Raw genomic sequence first — 18766 nt, 5'->3', positions numbered from 1 at the left:
CGATCAGATCGGCATCCGGTAGCCGTAGAATTCGTGGTCCTCGTTGTAGCCGCCCTGGCCAGCGCCGAGATCGGCGAAATCGTTTACGAATTCGATCGCGGCGATCCATTTCACCATTTTAAAGCCCAACTCGTTCTCGCAACGCAAGCGCAGTGGTGCGCCGTGCAGGACGCTGACAGGCTGGCTATTCATCTCATACGCAAGGATCGTCAATTCATGACGCATGTTCTCAATGCTGTGGACATCGTAATAACGCCCACCGTCGGCGCCGTCCGCCAGTGAATAAAAGACCACGTATCGCGCGTGAGGCATAGGCTTTACCAGGTCGAGAATGTGACGCATGGGAACACCGCCCCATTCTGCTACGCCTGACCATCCCTGGATACAGAAATGCGTGGTGATCTGCTCCTGCTTTGCCATAGCCTTGAGATCGGCCAGGGAGAGTTCTTGTGGTGCGTCGACGAGACCGCTGATCCGAAGCCTGTAACTCTCGAAGTTTTCGGTCACCAGATCTTCGAATTCCTTCGAGTTTGGCATCGTGCCATTTGGCCAGAAGTAGGGAGAAATGTCCTTTTTTGTGAGCTGCGAACGCGCATCCCAGCCTTCGGCCAGCCCCATCAGCCAGCCGATCATGAATGCCCCCGCGCGCTGCACGAGACGCGCATAACGAATTGTGAAAGGTGAGACGATGAGCCACGCCGCGACCAGAATGGCCATGGCGAGCAGAAACAAGGGAAATCCCGTCCAAGAGGCGTCGTTGACACCGCCGAACATGTGATTGGTGTTCTGGCGGATGCCGGTGACGAGAACCATCGCACCGTGCGCCAGAATGAAGCCAACGAACCACGCAAATGATATGAAATGGACCGACCGCATTGCTTGACGATTGAATACTCTACCGAACCATCCGAGAGCATTGGAGATTGCCGGGCTTTGCATCAAGCCGGTGACGATTGAGACGGGCGCCGCTATGAACACCGTCACGAAGTAGCTGAGTTGCTGCAGGCCATTGTAGCGGGTCCAGCCTTCATCGACCGGGAAATTTAGCGACGCATATTGGATCGCTGTTGAAAGCGTTGCTGGAACGACCTCCCAGGTCAGGGGGATGAGCCTACGCCACTGGTCAGTGGAAAACAGCAGGGCGTAAAACGCGATGCCGTTGATCAACCATAGGAGGTTGACCGAAAAGTGCCACCAACGCGAAAGCCCGAGTGTATGGCGCAGGCCAGGAATGCCGAGCCACGTCGGCAGGGTGACGGAATCGTCTTTTGCGGTCCAGATACGGCCCTTCGGCACAGGCACCTGAAACCGGAACCAATCGCTCCCCGGTGTGCAGTCACGTCCCCAATAGAGCCGCGGATGATCTGCCAGGACCTGAAGACCTGACCGCATGATGAACAACATGAAAAACATGTTCAGGAAATGCTGGAGTTGCAGCCACCATGGGAAGCCTGAATCCACCGATGGCTCCGATTGTGCAATGCCTGGATGGCGCTGAATAAAGGCGACCACGCCTGGAAGTTCACGCAGGCTCTGCGACAGTGCGATCAGGCAGAGCAGCGCCGCAGCGCCGATGGGGAGCGCCCACAGCGTATTGATCCATCGGCTTCCCAGCCGTATTCGTGGAAAAATTCCTTGTTGCGGTGGCATCCAGTGATCGAGACGAATGCGATCGTCTGCATTACTGAGACTGGCGCGTAGTGGCTCTGGTGACGTCGGTGGAATTTCCTCAGGCATCAGACCGTCGCTTTCGTTTCGATCGCGCCCGGCGCAGCGTCAGTCGCGTAATAGGGTGAGCGCCGATCCTTTGTGGAAAGCGATGTGCTCGGTTTCGCTGCTCTTGATCTCATACTGCGGCTTTTCTACACTCGCATGGCGAGTATGCTCTTTGATCTTGAACTCGGCGGTATGTACGCGAATGATGGTCCCGCTGACATGGCCGGCTTCCGAATTCCAGCTTACCTGATCGCCGATCTCGAACTTTCTCGCCATTTCTGTTCCTCTTGTGGCCTCCACCATGCGCCGAAAGCCTGACTTAAGACAGCGCTCATTGCAAACAGCGCGCTTTTGATTTGCGATGAAAACGCCTAGTTTCTGGGATTGCTGCTGTTCGTGCGGAGGAGCATTCCATTCATGGAGGTTGATACGAATACCTTTTTCACCATCGGCCACTCCACAATGACGATTGCCGAATTCGTCGATCTGCTCCGAGAGTCCCGCGTTGATTTCGTCGTTGATGTGAGAACGATGCCGCGTTCGCGCACTAATCGTCGACAGAGCAATACCGTCGTCACTGCCGGATGTGAGCTTCCTTGCTCGAAACAGCGCAGCGGAAAAATCTCCAATCAGCCAAGATTTCAACACCGGCCGAAATCCTAAGTGGGATTCTGCGCCGGCGGCACGGATCCAAAATAAGGACGGCGCTCCAGTTCCGAGGATTGAAGCGCGCTTCTCAGACGCAACAGATCTTTACGCGCGATCAGGCCCACTAGCTTGCCAGAAGCCAGATCGACGATCGGAATACGACCAGTTTCCGCGGCGAGCATAAGGTCTGCGATGAAGGCAACCGTATCATCGGTGTGGCCCACTGGAATTGACCCGTCGGAAACCCGGTCTGCCAGAGTTTGATCCGCAAGCTCCTTGTCTCCCTGCCAGCGAAGTGCATCGGCCCGAGACACGACGCCGACCAATGCCCCGTCAGCTTCGACGACCGGATAGATCCGATGCGTTTTCTCCTCGGAGGAGAGGAAGTTGCAGGCTGCTCCGATGGTCATGGAGGCAGGCAAGGTATCGACCTTACGAACCATGATGTCAGCAGCGCGTGTGAATTCAAAAGGGTCGATCCCATATTCGCGCGTGATGTGCTGGCCGCGGCGAGCAATCTTTTCGGTAAGAATCGAGCGACGAAGCAGAAGAACGGTTACGGCATAGGCGGTGACCGTGGCAGCAAGCAAGGGCACGAGAGCGCTGATGTCTCCCGTAATCTCGACCGCGAAGAATGTCCCGGTCAAAGGCGCCCGCATGGTCCCACCCATCATCGCTGCCATACCGAGGAGCGCCCAAAAACCTGGATCTCCGGGAAAGACAAGGCCAACCAGCCAGCCGAGAGCGCCACCCAGAATGAGAAGTGGTGCAAGGACACCACCGGAAGTTCCAGATGACAACGCGACCAGCCAGATTGTTGCCTTGACAAGAAGGATAGCAAGGACGGCCTTCGCAGCGATATGGTTGGAGAGAAGATCTGAGATGATGTCGTAGCCGACGCCAAGCGCACGCGGTTCCAGGAGGCCACCCAATCCAACGATCAAGCCGCCGATAGCTGGCCACCACATCCAATGAATTGGAAGTTTTTCGAAGGCATCCTCGATCTTGTAGAGCAGCGTCGTCAACACGCCGGACTGAAGGCCCGAAATGATGCCCATCGCCGCACACAGGAATATGCCCCACCAGGGAAGATGGGCCTGGAAATTCGTTGGAAAAAGTGGACCTGGATCAAAAAGGAATGGCCGCCAGCAGATTGCGACGCATGCCGCGACGGCCACCGGAATGAAGCTTCGCGGTTTCCATTCAAACAACAGCAATTCAACCGCGAGCATCAAAGCGGCAATAGGCGAGCCGAAAATTGCCGTCATGCCGGCTGCGGCACCAGCGACCAGTAGCGTCTTACGTTCAGCCGCACTCATATGGAAGAATTGGGCAAATAAAGAACCGATAGCGCCACCTGTCATGATGATTGGGCCCTCAGCGCCGAACGGTCCGCCAGTTCCGATCGAAATCGCTGAGGAGAGCGGCTTTAGCAGCGCAACTTTGGGCGACATGCGGCTGCCTCCGATCAGGATGGCCTCTATCGCTTCGGGAATACCGTGACCGCGGATCTTCTCGGAACCAAAGCGCGCCATCAAACCGATGATCAGCCCACCGACCGCAGGCGTTGCCACCATCCAGAGCGACCGTGGGGCATTTGCCAGGGATGATGGCTCGGTGTTGAAGTGCCCGAACCAGACGATGTTTGTCACAAGTGCGATCAGATTGACGAGCACCCACGCAGCCAACGCTCCTCCTGTACCGACGATGATCGCCATGCCGATCAACAGAAGAACGCGCTTGTCCGTTGTGAAGTCACCGGCTTCCCGCCGGGCAAGTCCACCTGTGAAATCATGTTGGCGATGCGGCGGTCTTGTTTCAGGGTTTATCAACGCGAATTCTCCGGGGCCGGCTGCACTTCAGCGCGGTTACATTGTCTCATCGATGTGCCGATATATCGTGATACGATATAAATCAATGATTTTGTCGAGCTGGGATTTTCGTCGTCATGACTAAAAAAGGATGGGAAACCTTGTCGCCGGAAGCCATTGGTGTCCGAGCCTTCACCCGGGACGGACTAGAGCAGATCATGGGACGGCATAGAGGGTGCCGGATGAGTTCAACGAAACGGAGAGATGGTGAGAAGTGAATAAAGATACCCTGAGCGATAGTGACTATGAGGCACTCGCCAACCTGCGTTTCACACTGCGAAAGTTTATGAACTTCAGCACATGCGCTGCCCAGGACGAAGGCCTCCCAGGCCAGCAGCACCAGGCATTGCTTGCAATCAAGGGACATACTTTAGATGACCCTATGACGATTGGAGTGCTGGCGAGCCGGCTACTGATTGCGCCGCACTCGGCAACTGAGCTTGTAGGTCGCCTGAGCGCCGCCGGTCTGGTGACCCGAAATTCCGACCCCACGGACAAGCGACGACAGACATTGGAATTAACCGAACAGGCCGACGCGGTGCTGCTGCGGTTAAGTGCAGCTCATCTCAAGGAAGTGCGCGACATGGCCCCCGAACTCATAACGATCCTTCAGCGTCTGCAAAACGACTTTAAATGAGGTTTCAATGGGCGTGGTACGGAAACCCAACGGTGCACCGAGCAAATTTTGGGGATGGGCAGCACGTGGCAGAATGCTGGTGAGGTGGAAATTCGATCTGTCGCCAACGCACTTTCTGATTGTCAGAAGCGCCGAACAATTACTTTTCAAATTCAGGTTTGTTTTCGAGAGCTGGTTTCGGTGGCGGCCAGACTGGACGCAAGATCAGATATCAAGTCCTGCTCGGCTTCCAGGCCAATCGAAACCCGCAGCAGGCTGTCATTGATCCCTGCAGCCAGACGGGCTTCCTCACCCATTCCGGCGTGGGTCATGGTCGTTGGATGGGCGATCAGACTTTCCACGCCGCCGAGCGACTCGGCGAGAGTGAAGACTCTTAATGCAGTGACGAAGCTGCGCACCGCCTCCAAGCCTCCCTCCAGTTCAAAACTCAGCATGGCACCGAAACCTTTTTGCTGGCGCAACGCGAGCTCCCTGCCGGGATGGGTGTCCAGTCCGGGGTAGTGGACCACCCGGACCTCAGGCCGCCGATCGAGAAATGCCGCCACTGCAGCGGCGGTCTTTTGCTGTTGTTCGATCCGCGGGAAGAGGGTTCTGATGCCACGTAGGGTCAGGTAGGAATCAAAGGGCGAACCTGTGACGCCGATGAGGTTTGCCCAGGCTTTAAGTTCTTCTACATCGCGGGAATTGGCCGCAATTACAGCGCCGCCAACGACGTCGGAGTGACCATTCAGATACTTTGTTGTCGAATGAACGACGAAATCGGCTCCCAGCGCAATGGGCTGTTGCAGCGCAGGCGACAGGAAGGTGTTGTCAACGACAAGACGGGCGTTGGCGGACTTGGCGCGCTCCGCAATCGCTTTGATATCGACCACCCGCATGAGCGGATTGCTCGGTGTTTCAACCATCACCAGTGAAACACGCCGTTGCAGGGCTGCATCAAACATGGCCGTGTCCTGCTGATCGACGAACTCTACTTCGAAATGGCCCCGGTCGCACAGAGCCCGGAGCAGTCGGTATGTTCCGCCGTAACAGTCGTGTGGCGCAATGACGCGATCGCCGGGTTTTAAAAGACTGAGAATGAGATTCACGGCCGCCATTCCCGATGATGTCACCACGGCTCCCGCTCCGCCCTCAAGCTTTGCTAGTGTGTCGGCGAGCAGGTCCCGCGTCGGGTTGGAGGTGCGGGAGTATTCGTACGCTTGCGCGTGTTCGAATTTTTGAAACGCGAAGTTGCTGGATAGGTAGATGGGAGCCGTCACAGCACCGAAAGCGTTGTCGTCAGCAATGCCGTTCGATGCTGCGATCGTTCTGATATCTGTCATCTGCAAACCATCCAATCCGTATTTTTTTGATGTCGGTGCCAAGAATGGGTCCGAAACTTCTGCCTGCCTCAGTGGGAAGCCTGACTGTGTTCATGAGAGACCCAGCCACTGAAAATCTCCAAATAACGATATTAATTCTTGATATAAGAATGACAATAAGCAATCGTTCTCTCTTGGAGATTTTTTGTTGCGCCACTGGCGCTTTGTGAATGGACACGAATTTGTTTGTCGAGTGCAGCCCAAACGGGGATTTCACCCTGGATTCGAGCGAGATCGCTTCCCGGTTCGGGGTGTCGCAATCGGAATTCCGCAGCTACATCCAGCGTGGTCTTGTCGCGAGCTCTGTGGAGATTGGTTCGGATGAGCATGCAGGGACGAAGCGTCTGTCGCTACGCTTCGGCAATCGTCAATGGCGCGCAATCCTGGATATCGAAAATGAGGTTCAGCACGAGGAGTTGACGTTCCTTAAGGGTAGATCGCCGAAACGGTCACCGCGTCAATGACTGCCATCTTCAAAATGAGATCTGCACTGCGTTTGCCGATGACAGGGAGCAGGCATATGCTGCAGACAACGCAGCGCTTTGGTGGTTGAATGGAAAATGAATTGCAAGCACGCGCCGCACATAGCGCTGAGATTAGCAATCGGGCTGATGCGGAAATGCAAGCACTCGGCATCAATCGCGCCTTGATCAGTGCCGTGGTTGACACATTTTACGCGCGTGTGTCGGAGCATCCGGAGCTGGGTCCCGTTTTCAACGCAAGGCTTTCGGGACGCTGGTCGGAGCACACCCTGAAAATGAAAAGCTTCTGGTCAGCGGTCGCCTTCCACGATGGCTCCTATGGGGGGAAACCTGTTCAGGCCCATTTAGGTGTGGCCAACCTAACGCCAGAACTATTCCCAAAATGGCTGGAGCTGTTTGAAACAACGCTGGACAACGTCGTCACGAATGAAGACGCCAAAGCATGGTTCATGGCGACGGCAGAGCGTATCGCCCGAAGCCTGACAATTTCGCTATTCTACAATCCAGCGCTGGATGATCCTAACCGGCGGTCATAACTGGCAAACAGTTTCGCGGCTGATCGCGCCTCGATCGCCGAGCTATTGCCATTTGCCATGCCGAAGTATTCCCAGAATAGATAAAATCGTGATACTTGACCTGAAGATCGTCAGGCCGATCTCTTTCTAAGCGCCAGGACAGACGGGTATGCGAGTCTGAGCCAGAAGCCGTTCTCGTTCAGACCGCGTTGATCGATACTCCCACCTACCGGTGGCCGCTTTTCGCCGGAAAACGATCTCCAGCCAGCATAATGTATCGTTCGCCGGCAAGACCGGGTACCAGGCATACCAGTGCAACCAATTTTTTCTTGATGGCCTGCGGTCCATAAGCATTGTTCGCTCCTATGCTTGAACGCCGTTTGGTAGGGAAAGAAAAACAAAAAGGCACACTGCTGACAGGGCTATGCCGATCTCATCTCGTAGATGGTCGCGCAACGGTATCGACAGCATCAGGCCGGTCGCAAACACGAGGCTCCCGATAGTTGCTCCCAAGTTGGAATAAGTGAAGGTCACTGCGGACAGCGCCAGGCTGGCGGCGAGCGTCGTCATGACGGGTGTATGCACAGCAAGGGCATTGTTTCGGTAAAGGATCAGAAATGGGTTCCAGCTGAGCGCAATAGCCGCCGTTAGAAAGACTGGAATGAGTGAGGAAACGTCCAGCGAACTCATCGCCTAGCCCTCGAATTTCCACGCGAAAAGATTATCACAACCTTGGCGAAACCGGATGTCAGTATCGGTGACGATCGCATCCATGGGAATGTCATGACCTTGAGGACGGATCGTCTCGATCTGCTGGAAGTCAAACCCGACGCCGATCACGATAGGCTTTGGATGGAGCACAGCGAGCGTTCGATCAAAATACCCACCTCCGAACCCAAGCCGGTAACAATGCGCGTCAAACCCGACAACCGGGGCAATGACGATATCCGGTTGGCGTTCATCACCGTGCAGCGGAACAGGGATATTCAGGACTCCGCGCGTCAATTCCTCGCCAATCCGCCAGGATCGAAACGTGAGAGGCTTGTTCTTTTCAGACACCACCGGCAAAAGGCATGTCGCGCCGCGGGCTGAAGCCGCTGTCAACCAGCCGCGGAGATCAGGTTCGCCCAGAAATGGCCAGTAGAGACTGATGGTTCGCCCGTTGACTTCAGGCAATAGCTGATCGAGGTTTTGCCGGATTCGCAAGGATTTCTGGTCGCGCTCTTCTGCGTTGAGACGGGCCCGCTGATCGATCAGACGGCGCCGCTCACCTTTGCGCCATTTCTTGACCGTTTCACCACTACCGTCCAGTCCCATATAGGCTGGATCGACTTCGTGCATGAAACAGGCAGGAGAAGAGAAGCCATCTGGATTGTCATTCTGATTTTCGTCGATCATCTGACATTTCTTTTCTATCTGATGGCTTCAGGCCATCACCTTCGGCTTGCGTGATGTTCGCTCATGGAGAATAATAAGGCAATACCATTCTTAAATGGAGACTTTTTTGGATCCGACTTCTCTGCATATTTTTCTGATCGTCGCCGACGAGACGAGCGTGACGCGCGCGGCGAAGCAGCTTGGTCGGGCGCCTTCGAATGTAACGACACGTATCCAGCTTCTTGAGGAGCAAGTTGGCGCCTTGCTGTTCAGCCGGGAGGGAAAGAAGATGACCCTGACCCGCGAAGGACAAATTTTCTTGGGCTACGCGAAGAAAATGCTCGCTTTTGCAACAGAGGCGCGTCTTGCGCTCAGGAAAGAAAACCAGGTGGAGGCGTTGCGGGTGGGTACGATGGAAAGCACGGCGGCAAGCCGTCTGCCTCCGGTGCTTGCAACATTTAACGAAGCCTGGCCACAGGTGTCATTGCGTTTGACACTTGGCGCAACGCTGGAATTGGCAAAGGCGGTGATTGCCGACGAACTCGATTGCGCTCTCATCGCCCAACCGCCTGATCAGAAAGAATGGGCAGGGATGCTTGGGCGTGAGCAGCATCCGCTTCACGCGACAAGGGTCTTTCAGGAAGAGCTGCTTCTGATCCTGCCGTCCAACCATCCTCCGCTCCGCAACGCCGGCGACATTCGGCTGACGGCTCTTGCCGCTCTTGAACCAGGTTGTACCTATCGCCGCATTGCCGAGCGTTGGATGAAATTGGGAGCCGACGTTCCAACAATGGAGTTGACCTCCTATCACTCCATTCTCGCTCACGTCGTTGCGGGAAACGCAGTGGGTGTCATACCGCGCTCTGTCCTTGACGGCATGCACTGGACCGCCGATATCGTTGTGCATTCCCTTGGTCCGGTCGATACACTGCTCATTTCCCGGAATGATCGGAGGTCTGATCCGCTTCGCGGATTTGAAGATATGCTTCTGGCCTCAACGCCTCCGCTCTCCGCTTCCCTTTCTCCTTCCTGAACCCGCCACCAGTCTCTCATCAGGTTTTTCCCATGTCCCCTTCCGACCCCCGAGGAGCGGCCCAGAAGCGCGCGCTTCTGTCACTATGGCTGTTTAGACCCATTCTTGCCGGCGCAACGTTGCGCGATCGGCTGCTGGCATGCCTTGGCGCTCTCGCGGCGATCGCGCTGACAGGTCTGATTTGCAGCTACCTGCTCGGAAAAGGTTCACATCTACCGTTGATCGTCGCGCCGATGGGCGCCTCGGCCGTGCTGCTGTTTGCCGTTCCGGCAAGCCCGCTTGCCCAGCCATGGTCTATCATCGGAGGCAATACGATTTCGGCCTTCATGGGGGTGCTTGCCGCCAGCCTGATCAGCGACCCGATCATAGCTACTGGTGTGGGCGTCTCACTGGCGATCGCGGCGATGTCCTTTACCCGGTGTCTCCATCCGCCTGGGGGGGCGGCAGCCCTGACAGCCGTCCTTGGTGGACCTGCGGTCGCAAGCTGGGGCATGCTGTTTCCGTTCATTCCAGTTGCCCTGAACTCCTGCATCCTCGTCGCAGTCGGCCTGTTGTTCCACAAGCTATCCCGGCATAACTACCCGCATGTCGCCTCGCCTACGGTGAACGGCCATCTGACTGCAGACCTTCCACCAGCCGAGCGAGTGGGGTTTCGTGACGAGGATATTGACGCCGCCCTTGAGGCGCTTCACGAGACATTCGACATCGACCGCACTGACCTTGGACTATTGCTTCGCCGTGTGGAGTACGAGGCTGTCGCCCGCTCTAATGACGGGATCAAATGTGCGGACATCATGTCGCGCGACGTTATTGTGGCGGACGTTGATGCCACCATCGATGAGGCCCGGGAGCTGCTTCTCAAGCACAATATCCGAACCTTACCGGTCAAAAATCGAAACGGACAACTGCTCGGTACTGTGGGTTTGAGAGAATTGGCGATGGGAGAAGGTTCGTTGAAGGAACTGATCTCTCTGCCAACGACCGCTTCGGCTGCCGATCGAGCCCTGAGCCTGCTTCCCATCCTGACGGACGGCAAAACACATGCGGTGATCGTCGTCGATGAGCAGAGCCACATTATCGGGCTGATTTCCCAGACCGACCTTTTGAGCGCCGTTGCACGGTCCCTTCCAAAAGGGCCTCATCAGACAGCGGCGAATTAACCTTTGACCACAGCGAATTCGGGGCGGTCGAAGTGGCGTCGAAGGATGCCGAGAAATTCCAAGACGCTTGCTATCGATGATAGAGGAGCTGAGGATCAATGGATCGACCGGAGGCCCATATACAATGTCAAGCTGACGACGGATATGGCGATCGTCATGTTCGGCTTGGAGTCGTCAAATACTGACGCAAGCCAGAGGCTGAATGTCAGAACGATCGGTATTGCCCAGAGTTTTTGATCAGACACCGTGAAGGCAACCGCTGCCAGGAAGATAGCACTTGCCACCATTGTCACGGGTGACCGCTGTTCAGCAGCATCGCCGCCGGGAAAGTACGGCAGGAGAAACCGCCGCAGACTCAAACCGGTAGCGGCGCTTAGGAGAAGACAAGTCACCAAAGGTTGGAACATAGTTTGCGCCGCCGATCGATATAGAAGTCTCCGTCTTCCAGCAAAATTTATGCCATTCTAGAGCCCTGCAAATAATGCTGCCACGGGAGCCCTGCAAATAATGCTGCCACGGGAGCCACGGCTGATAGCGTGGTGATTTCGTGGGCGAAACGGTGCTTTTTTCGGCAAATTTACCGTACTCGTTGAGGCTCCAAAAAATGCCGCCCTATTGCTTTCCTGTCCTGTCACATCAACAGTTTAACGACCTAGCAGACCGAGGATCATCGTCAGTCAAAACTTAAGCTGCCGCATATTGAATTAGCGGCAAGTGCCGCCTTGTCGTCAAAAGGTGACTACCCAACAGATTATTCGAGTCCTGCGCGCTTGCGCAGTGAGGCGATTTCAGAGGTGGTGAGAGACCTGCTGTCTCCTTTTTGTAAATCACCCAATCGCAGCGTGTCGACTGCTATCCTGACCAATCGCAGACAGTCCAGTCCGACGCCTTCCAGCATTCTGCGGATTTGCCGGTACCGACCCTCGCGCAGTTCGACCTCAATCCAGGCGTGCTTGCTGCCGCGGCGCAGAAGGTCAACGGAGGTGGCGCGAAGGAGCTCACCGTCGCTGGGAATGCCGAAAATCATCTGCTCCAGTTCCGGGGTGCCAATTTCTCCGCCGACTTGGACGTGATAGATCTTGGGAACATTCGTGACAGGGTCAAGAAGACGCTGTGCAAGTACCGTGTCGTTTGTAAACAACAGCAACCCTTCGCTGGCCTTGTCCAGGCGACCGACCGGCGAAACGAATGGCATGTCCTGAAGCTTGAGGCAGTCAAATACCGTTGCACGGCCATCGGGATCATCACGCGTGGTAACCACACCGCGAGGTTTGTTCATCATGATGTAAAGCTTGGCCGATGCCGAAACAGTTTGTCCATCGACCGCGATCAGATCGGATATCAGATCGACCCATATTGATGGGTCCATGGCACGACGTCCATTGAGTTTAACCCGGCCCTCGGCAATCAATCGTTCAGCCTGCGTTCGCGAACAGTGGCCAAGTTTGGACAACGCGCGCGGAAGCGTCACCCGCATACCGCGGGGTGCTATGGTTTTTATGGTCAAGATATTAAAGCCGAAAGATTTAGCGAGAGGCGTCAGCCACTGCTATTGTTTGGAGAACTGCATGATCCTGGTCCTCCGAACGCTAACCAGGATTTACCTGCGTTCGGGCCAAGAGCCGTTTTTCGAGCGTTGAGGCTCTCTAAAGGGTTGGATAAAAAGCGTTGCCATAGGATGTCTCTGCGCCGGTGGGTTGCAAAAGTCAAACCTGTCGGCGCGCATCAACGCCGGCAGGTGTCATCACGCGGTCGTCAGATTATGCCGAGCGCATCCATCGCCTCGGCCACCCGCACGAAGCCGCCGATGTTGGCGCCGAGGACATAGTCGCCCGGCGTGCCGTATTCTTCGGCCGTCGTAGCGCATGTATCATGGATATTGTGCATGATCATCGCCAGACGATTTTCTGTCTGCTCGAAAGTCCAGCTATCCCGCGAAGCATTTTGCTGCATTTCCAACGCCGATGTTGCGACGCCCCCTGCATTGGCGGCTTTGCCCGGCGCAAACAATACCCCTGCTTCCTGAAAAAGCCGCACCGCTTCCGGCGTGGTTGGCATGTTGGCGCCTTCGCCGACCGCGATGACCTTGTTCCGGATCAGTGCCTTGGCATCACGTCCGGTCAATTCGTTCTGGGTCGCGGAAGGCATTGCGACATCGCACGCCACGTCCCAGATGGACCCCCCCTCGACCCAATTGCTGCCAGCGCCTTTTACACCAACATATTCTGAGATCCGACCGCGTCGCTCTTCCTTGATCTCTTTTACGAGGTCAAGATCGATGCCATTTTCATCCACGACATAGCCGGACGAATCCGAGCAAGCGACAATCTTACCCCCGAATTCCATGACCTTTTCCATGGTATAGATGGCAACGTTGCCGGAGCCCGAGACCACCACGCGTTTGCCTTCGAAGTTGTGGCCTTTCGTCGAAAGCATCCGCTCGACAAAATAGGTCGCACCATATCCTGTCGCTTCCCTCCGCGCTCTTGAGCCGCCATGGAACAACGCCTTGCCGGTTAATACTCCCGCCTCGTACCGGTTGGTGAGGCGCTTGTACTGGCCAAACATGTAGCCGATCTCCCGACCGCCGACGCCGATATCGCCGGCGGGCACATCCGTGTACTCGCCGATATGGCGATGCAGTTCAGTCATGAAGGATTGGCAAAACCGCATGATTTCGCCGTCCGAGCGGCCGCGCGGATTGAAATCCGACCCGCCCTTGCCGCCGCCGATCGGCATTCCCGTCAATGCGTTCTTGAAAGTTTGTTCAAAGCCAAGGAATTTGACGATGCCCACATTCACGGAAGGGTGGAAACGAATGCCCCCTTTATAGGGGCCAAGGGCAGAGTTGAATTGCACGCGGAAGCCGCGGTTGATCTGTACTTGACCCGTGTCATCAACCCAGGGGACACGAAAGATGATCTGCCGTTCGGGCTCGCAAATGCGCTCTATGAGAGCATTATCGGCATAATTTGGATGTTTAGCGATGACGCGACCCAGGCTTTCAAGAACTTCACGGACCGCCTGATGAAATTCCAACTCACCGGCATTGCGCCGCAGCACCTCAGCCAGGATCGGTTCAAGCTTCTCATCCACATTCGCCAATTCTTATTCTCCAGTCATAGATTGTTGCCTGAATATCAGGCGGCGAATTGGCTGATAGCTCAAAACTTGTGCAAAATGAAATGGATTTGAGGGGTCGATTGGTAGAGTGGATTTTCAATGCTTATGTAATAAGCTGGAGCGACTTAACTGCAATCAAACCGTCAATCACCTAACAGCTTCACCGGCCTTGCTTGACTTCCGCGATTAACGGGCACATCATCAAAAGATGTTGATCGAGCCCCTCCACAATATTTCCAAGCGAGTATGCCTTATCGCAGGCATATGACCCCCGGCCCGGTCGTGTCTCACCCCGGTCGAGGGGCATAGGTAGCTTTCCGCAAGTCGGTTGAAGCAGCCCAAAGAGGCGACAGTCTTTCCAATTCTATTTAATCGAATGCAGCGCGCTTTGTGCGTGGCTGCGTATATGTATAGGAAACCAGCAATGGCTGCCGAAAAGAAAACGCATAGCAAGCCGGCCATCATCGTTACCGATTCCGACCACGAGAGGCTCTCACGCCTTGCCGAGGCACACGCAGCGCGCAATCCGGAGGTGTCCGAAGAACTCCTGGCCGAGCTCGACCGCGCCCGCATTGTTCCCGACAAGAAGATCGGCATTGATGTCGTGCGCATGGGGTCTACGCTCCAGTTTGTAAGCGACCTCGGCGATGAACGCCTCGTCATGCTCGTTTTCCCCGGCGAAGCCGATATCGCGGCCGGCAAGGTATCCATCCTTACGCCTATCGGCGCCGCCCTGATCGGCCTTTCTACGGGTCAGTCGATCGATTGGACTGCTCGAGATGGTCGCGTCCATCGCCTCACAGTAAAGAGCGTGGAGGCGCCGGCTGTAAGCTTTCCCGCCTCCACGGGCTCGGTCGAACTGCGGTCCGCATCATAATGCGCTGTCCGCTGTCCTGCCTCCTCTCCCTTTATGGAGGTTGCCTCATCGCAGGATAATCGCCCCCTGCTCCGCCTCAGGCGGACAGGGGATCTCCAGTTCATATTTCATATGCGTGCTCCCGTTGGAGTAAAGGAGAACTGCGATGTCAGACGATCACTTCATCCTCACCACGAAAGATTTATCCATTTTGGAAGCTATGGCTGACGACCCGCGCGGTCGCTACCAACTGCTTCTTCCGCTCATTCGCCATAAAATCGCCAAGGCAGTCGTCATTTTTCGCGAGGATCTGCAAGACGGGATCGCCAGCATCAACAGCAGAGTGAGCTTCCGTGTCAATGGCAGCGCGAGGGATACCCGTGTGCTCTCGACCGGTCAGGTCACCGCGCCGATTGGCATGTTCCTGCCAATCACGACTACGCGTGGTCTGGCTCTTCTCGGTCTTACGGAAGGCCAAGATATGGTCTTCACCGATACAAGCGGACTGGAAGACCGGATTTTTCTCGAGAGAGTGGAATATCAGCCGGAGGCTTCATTGCGCGAACGCCGGGCGCTTAATCAGGCAACCAATACCTTAAGGCAGAAGCCACTGCTGCGCATAGTGTCCGACGGGATGGGTCAAGCGCGCCTCAAGGTTCCCGCCACACCGGATGCTACTGATGATCCGGGGCCGTCAGCGGCCTGATCCGCCTGATCGTTTGACGCAGACGCGCGCTCGACGCAGCGCGCGTCTGCGCAAGAACATGAAGAAGGCTCCAGCATGTCGAATAATTCCCCCCCGGCACAAGAGTTGCCGCATAGTGCGTTCACGCAAGGGCTCCTATGGATGGGCCTCAGCATGATCTCTTTCATCGGCATGTCAGTCGGCTCGCGCGAGCTTGCGAGCACACTGTCCATCCAGCAGGTGCTATTCTTCCGCGCGCTCGTGGGCCTTTTCGTCATCCTTACGCTCGGCCGTGCGCTGCTGCCCGAACTGCGGAAAGGCAAGCTGATTAGGCTGCATTTGGCGCGAAATGTCGTCCACTTCTTTGCCCAATACCTATGGACGATCGGCGTCGTGATGCTGCCGCTCGCTTCAGTGTTCGCTCTGGAATTTACCATGCCGATCTGGGTTGCCTTCTTCGCCCTCCTTTTTTTGAAGGAACAGCTGACGAGGTCGCGGATACTTGCCACCATCGGCGGCTTCATCGGCGTCCTCGTCATCGTCCGCCCGGGCATCGGCATGGTCGATCCGGCCGCAGGGCTCGTGCTGATTGCCGCCGCCGGCTACGGTCTGTCATTGATCTTAGTCAAGCAACTGACGCGGGAGGTTTCGCCGGGCGCCATCGTCGTTTGGATGATTGTCATCCAGCTGCCGCTCGGCTTCCTTGCCTCGCTAACGGACTGGCGTCCAGTGAGCTTCACCGACATCCCCTGGATGTTGATCGCCGGACTCGGGGCGCTTGCCGCCCACTACTGTCAGGCCCAGGCACTCAAACGTCTCGACGCATCCGTAGTTATGCCAATCGACTTCCTGCGCGTGCCAATGGCTGCCATCGTCGGCTATTACGCTTACGTCGAAGCCATCGATCTTTGGGTCTTCCTCGGAGGTGGGATTATCCTGTTTTCCAACTACCGGGCGGTGATGGTGGAGCGACGGAAAACGACACTGTGAGAGGCTTCAGCATCTCAGACATCTGGCCCAATCAAGCCGGATTAACAGTCGCTTCCCCAATAGCTTTGGCCATCCCGGTTGGCTGACAATCTGTATCTGCATACTCAGTGATATCTTCTGTGTTCCGGGTTTGGCATCAAGTTATTGCGAGGTGGTCTATATGTGATAATGTCCTTTATCACATATAGGGGGGCTTGGCGTGTCGAATGAGGTCAAATCAATTTTCGGATCGTCTCCACCGCCTGTCGCTGGCGACGTTCTCTTTGGGGGCAATAAGGAATATTGGTCTGCTAACGCATGTATCTCCCATTGGGGAGAAGATGGGCACTCTTACAAAAGCGGATTTAGGAAGGCTGCCTTACACCTCGCCACACACGTATGTGCGACAAGCTCGGATCAGGATCTGCTAATTTACCCGATCGTTTATCTTTATCGGCATCATATCGAAATGGTGCTCAAAGACATTTTCCGCGACGGCTCCTTCCTGCTCGGCCGAAACATCACCAATGACGATGAAAAGAAGCTGATTACCCACAACCTTCAAATCGTCTGGGATTTGGTCCTGCCTCTCCTCAATCCTGTAAGCATTTTGATTGAAGGACGAGAACTACCTCCCGAGGATCTAGAAGGTATCAGCTCCTATATTCAGCAGATTCATCGGCATGATCCGGATGGTCAGAGGTTCAGGTATGCAAGGATTCGTCAAAAAAAGCCAAACGCCCCTAAGGGTACATATGTTAACCGACGGTCACTCGAACCGGAGCTAACCCTGATAAATGTAGGCGATTTTGCGATTCATCTCGAAAAGCTGGCAGACTACCTGGATGGACTACAAGGCTGGATAGCAGAATGCGCACAGTGGCAGCGTGAGGAGGAGGCAAACGCCCGATGACCGCCCTTGCCCTCTCCGCCCCAAGTGCTGCTCTTCCTGCACTCGTGCATCCGTCCGATGAACGCACCAGAATGCGCTTTCTCGAATTCTTCACCGCGAACATTCGCAATCCTAACACGCGCAAAGCCTACGCACGATCGGCGGCTGACTTCCTGCACTGGTGCGAAGCGCGCGGTGTGTCCGCCCTCCCCCAGATCCAGCCGATGCACGTCGCCGCCTGGATCGAGGAGCTGGGGCGCAGCCATGCCGTGCCGACCGTTAAGCAGCGGCTGGCCGCCATTCGCCATCTGTTCGATTGGATGGTGACCGGCCAGATCATGCCGACCAATCCCGCTCATGCGGTGCGCGGACCGTCGTATTCGACCAAGAAGGGCAAGACCCCGGTGTTGTCGCCGGAAGAAGCGCGGCAGTTGCTGGATAGCATCCCTACTGACACAATCGTCGGGCTGCGCGATCGGGCCTTTATAGCCACTATGACCTTCACGTTCGCCCGCGTCGGCGCCGCGACCGGCATGGAGGTGCGGGACGTATATGTCCAGGGACGGCGCCTGTGGGTGCGGCTGCATGAAAAGGGCGGCAAAGTCGTCGAGATGCCCTGCCATCACACGCTCGAGGCCTACCTCGAGGAGTATCTCGAGGTAGGCGGATTACGCGACCATCCCAAAACTCCGTTGTTCCGGACGATAGGCCGGGGGACCGGCGAACTATCAGCATCCCCCCTGCCCCAGCAGAGTGCCCATGCGATGATCCAGCGCCGAGCCGTTGCGGCCGGAATCGGCACGGCGGTCGGCAACCATACGTTCCGCGCCACCGGCATCACCGCGTATTTGAAAAACGGAGGGACGCTGGAAAAGGCCGCAGCCATGGCCAATCACTCGTCGACCAGGACGACCCAGCTTTATGATCGCCGAAGTGATGATGTAAGCTTAGATGAAGTCGAGCGGATATTGATTTGAGGCGCTCATTTGGGGAGTGTTTTGGACGGTGGCAAAGTTAAATCACAATAGACCAACGCTTCGCCTTCTCGACAACTATAGGCGTGAGCTGAGGTCACAGGTACACGAATATAGAGACTCCGAAGCAATTTCGGCAAAATCGATCAGTGATAATAATCGCATGCCGGATGTGAGCCAATCGGCGCAGGAACTTATTCTTTCTATGTTTGACGCCGCGGGGCTCTATTTTGAGGCGCTTTCAAAGCTTCTGAAAACGTTGTCGCCCGATGCTGGGAAATCGCTGCGGAAGAAGAAGGCTTCGTTGCAAAAAGAAATAGAAGACGCCAAGTCGAATCTTACAAATGCATGCGTTGAGCTGGTAGTAGAAGCCATGCGTGAAAAATTGGAAGGCAAAAAAGGCGTCATAGACTGGCTAACCTGGTTCCAAGACGAGGCGCAACGCACAAATGATTACGGTCTGCTTG

At 55.8% G+C, this 18766-nt stretch carries 20 protein-coding genes and 1 pseudogene; 12 read left to right on the top strand and 9 right to left on the bottom strand.

The window, feature by feature from the left end; all coding sequences use genetic code 11:
- Positions 1–3: 3 nt before the first annotated feature.
- Complete coding sequence (locus O9X91_RS23370) at positions 4–1737, bottom strand: molybdopterin-dependent oxidoreductase (protein WP_109858673.1); 1734 nt, start codon at positions 1735–1737, stop codon at positions 4–6.
- Positions 1738–1776: 39 nt separating this feature from the next.
- The gene (locus O9X91_RS23365) at positions 1777–1992 is read right to left on the bottom strand and encodes a hypervirulence associated TUDOR domain-containing protein (protein ID WP_109858672.1); all 216 of its coding nucleotides are present in this window, start codon (positions 1990–1992) and stop codon (positions 1777–1779) included.
- A gap of 141 nt (positions 1993–2133) precedes the next feature.
- Between O9X91_RS23365 and O9X91_RS23360 the strand changes: the two are divergent.
- Positions 2134–2268: pseudogene (locus O9X91_RS23360) on the top strand (DUF488 family protein); the annotation flags it as partial.
- Between the two features lie 107 nt (positions 2269–2375).
- Here the strand turns inward: O9X91_RS23360 and O9X91_RS23355 are convergent.
- Positions 2376–4196: a chloride channel protein gene (locus tag O9X91_RS23355; protein ID WP_278002356.1), complete on the bottom strand. Its 1821-nt coding sequence runs from the start codon at positions 4194–4196 to the stop codon at positions 2376–2378.
- Positions 4197–4521: 325 nt separating this feature from the next.
- Between O9X91_RS23355 and O9X91_RS23350 the strand changes: the two genes are divergently transcribed.
- Complete coding sequence (locus O9X91_RS23350) at positions 4522–4872, top strand: MarR family winged helix-turn-helix transcriptional regulator (RefSeq protein ID WP_109858680.1); 351 nt, start codon at positions 4522–4524, stop codon at positions 4870–4872.
- Between the two features lie 152 nt (positions 4873–5024).
- On the opposite strand, the gene metB is transcribed toward O9X91_RS23350, so the two are convergent.
- A complete protein-coding gene (metB, locus tag O9X91_RS23345) occupies positions 5025–6194 on the bottom strand; it encodes a cystathionine gamma-synthase (RefSeq protein ID WP_109858670.1) in 1170 nt (389 codons plus the stop codon).
- 209 nt (positions 6195–6403) lie between these two features.
- Here metB and O9X91_RS23340 point away from each other — a divergent pair, with 209 nt between their 5' ends.
- Together O9X91_RS23340 and O9X91_RS23335 are read left to right on the top strand one after the other, a co-directional pair.
- On the top strand, positions 6404–6697 hold the full coding sequence (locus tag O9X91_RS23340; RefSeq protein WP_109858669.1) for a DUF6522 family protein: 294 nt from the start codon (positions 6404–6406) through the stop codon (positions 6695–6697).
- Positions 6698–6786: 89 nt separating this feature from the next.
- On the top strand, positions 6787–7251 hold the full coding sequence (locus tag O9X91_RS23335; protein WP_109858668.1) for a group III truncated hemoglobin: 465 nt from the start codon (positions 6787–6789) through the stop codon (positions 7249–7251).
- 342 nt (positions 7252–7593) lie between these two features.
- On the opposite strand, the gene O9X91_RS23325 is transcribed toward O9X91_RS23335, so the two are convergent.
- A complete protein-coding gene (locus tag O9X91_RS23325) occupies positions 7594–7920 on the bottom strand; it encodes a hypothetical protein (RefSeq protein WP_109858666.1) in 327 nt (108 codons plus the stop codon).
- 3 nt (positions 7921–7923) lie between these two features.
- Positions 7924–8628: a 5-formyltetrahydrofolate cyclo-ligase gene (locus tag O9X91_RS23320; protein WP_109858665.1), complete on the bottom strand. Its 705-nt coding sequence runs from the start codon at positions 8626–8628 to the stop codon at positions 7924–7926.
- Between the two features lie 106 nt (positions 8629–8734).
- Here O9X91_RS23320 and O9X91_RS23315 point away from each other — a divergent pair, with 106 nt between their 5' ends.
- The gene (locus O9X91_RS23315) at positions 8735–9640 is read left to right on the top strand and encodes a LysR substrate-binding domain-containing protein (RefSeq protein WP_109858679.1); all 906 of its coding nucleotides are present in this window, start codon (positions 8735–8737) and stop codon (positions 9638–9640) included.
- Positions 9641–9672: 32 nt separating this feature from the next.
- A complete protein-coding gene (locus O9X91_RS23310; RefSeq protein WP_109858664.1) occupies positions 9673–10800 on the top strand; it encodes an HPP family protein in 1128 nt (375 codons plus the stop codon).
- A gap of 95 nt (positions 10801–10895) precedes the next feature.
- Here the strand turns inward: O9X91_RS23310 and O9X91_RS23305 are convergent, their stop codons facing one another.
- From O9X91_RS23305 to gdhA, 3 genes are all read right to left on the bottom strand, one after another.
- Positions 10896–11207 carry a hypothetical protein gene (locus O9X91_RS23305; RefSeq protein WP_109858663.1) on the bottom strand — a complete coding sequence of 104 codons (312 nt, stop codon included), beginning with the start codon at positions 11205–11207 and terminating at the stop codon, positions 10896–10898.
- Positions 11208–11551: 344 nt separating this feature from the next.
- On the bottom strand, positions 11552–12277 hold the full coding sequence (locus O9X91_RS23300) for a pseudouridine synthase (RefSeq protein ID WP_109858662.1): 726 nt from the start codon (positions 12275–12277) through the stop codon (positions 11552–11554).
- Between the two features lie 278 nt (positions 12278–12555).
- Entirely contained in the window at positions 12556–13905 is a 1350-nt protein-coding gene (gdhA, locus tag O9X91_RS23295; protein ID WP_142914242.1) for an NADP-specific glutamate dehydrogenase, read from the bottom strand.
- Between the two features lie 442 nt (positions 13906–14347).
- Between gdhA and rnk the strand changes: the two genes are divergently transcribed.
- The 6 genes from rnk to O9X91_RS23265 form a co-directional block, all read left to right on the top strand.
- Complete coding sequence (rnk, locus tag O9X91_RS23290; protein WP_109858661.1) at positions 14348–14800, top strand: nucleoside diphosphate kinase regulator; 453 nt, start codon at positions 14348–14350, stop codon at positions 14798–14800.
- Between the two features lie 145 nt (positions 14801–14945).
- Positions 14946–15485, top strand: coding sequence for a GreA/GreB family elongation factor (locus tag O9X91_RS23285; RefSeq protein WP_109858660.1), 540 nt, complete (start codon positions 14946–14948; stop codon positions 15483–15485).
- Between the two features lie 75 nt (positions 15486–15560).
- Entirely contained in the window at positions 15561–16454 is an 894-nt protein-coding gene (locus tag O9X91_RS23280; protein ID WP_109858659.1) for a DMT family transporter, read from the top strand.
- A 199-nt stretch (positions 16455–16653) separates the two neighbouring features.
- Entirely contained in the window at positions 16654–17346 is a 693-nt protein-coding gene (locus O9X91_RS23275; protein WP_142914243.1) for a hypothetical protein, read from the top strand.
- Positions 17343–18302 carry a tyrosine-type recombinase/integrase gene (locus O9X91_RS23270; RefSeq protein ID WP_142914244.1) on the top strand — a complete coding sequence of 320 codons (960 nt, stop codon included), beginning with the start codon at positions 17343–17345 and terminating at the stop codon, positions 18300–18302. Before O9X91_RS23275 ends, O9X91_RS23270 begins: the two co-directional genes overlap by 4 nt.
- A gap of 160 nt (positions 18303–18462) precedes the next feature.
- On the top strand, positions 18463–18766 hold a 304-nt coding region (locus O9X91_RS23265), incomplete at its 3' end, for a hypothetical protein (protein WP_269834410.1).

Origin of the sequence: Agrobacterium salinitolerans (genome assembly GCF_027498475.1) — a bacterium.
Classification (GTDB): domain Bacteria; phylum Pseudomonadota; class Alphaproteobacteria; order Rhizobiales; family Rhizobiaceae; genus Agrobacterium; species Agrobacterium salinitolerans.
This window is presented reverse-complemented; position numbering and strand designations above follow the sequence as displayed.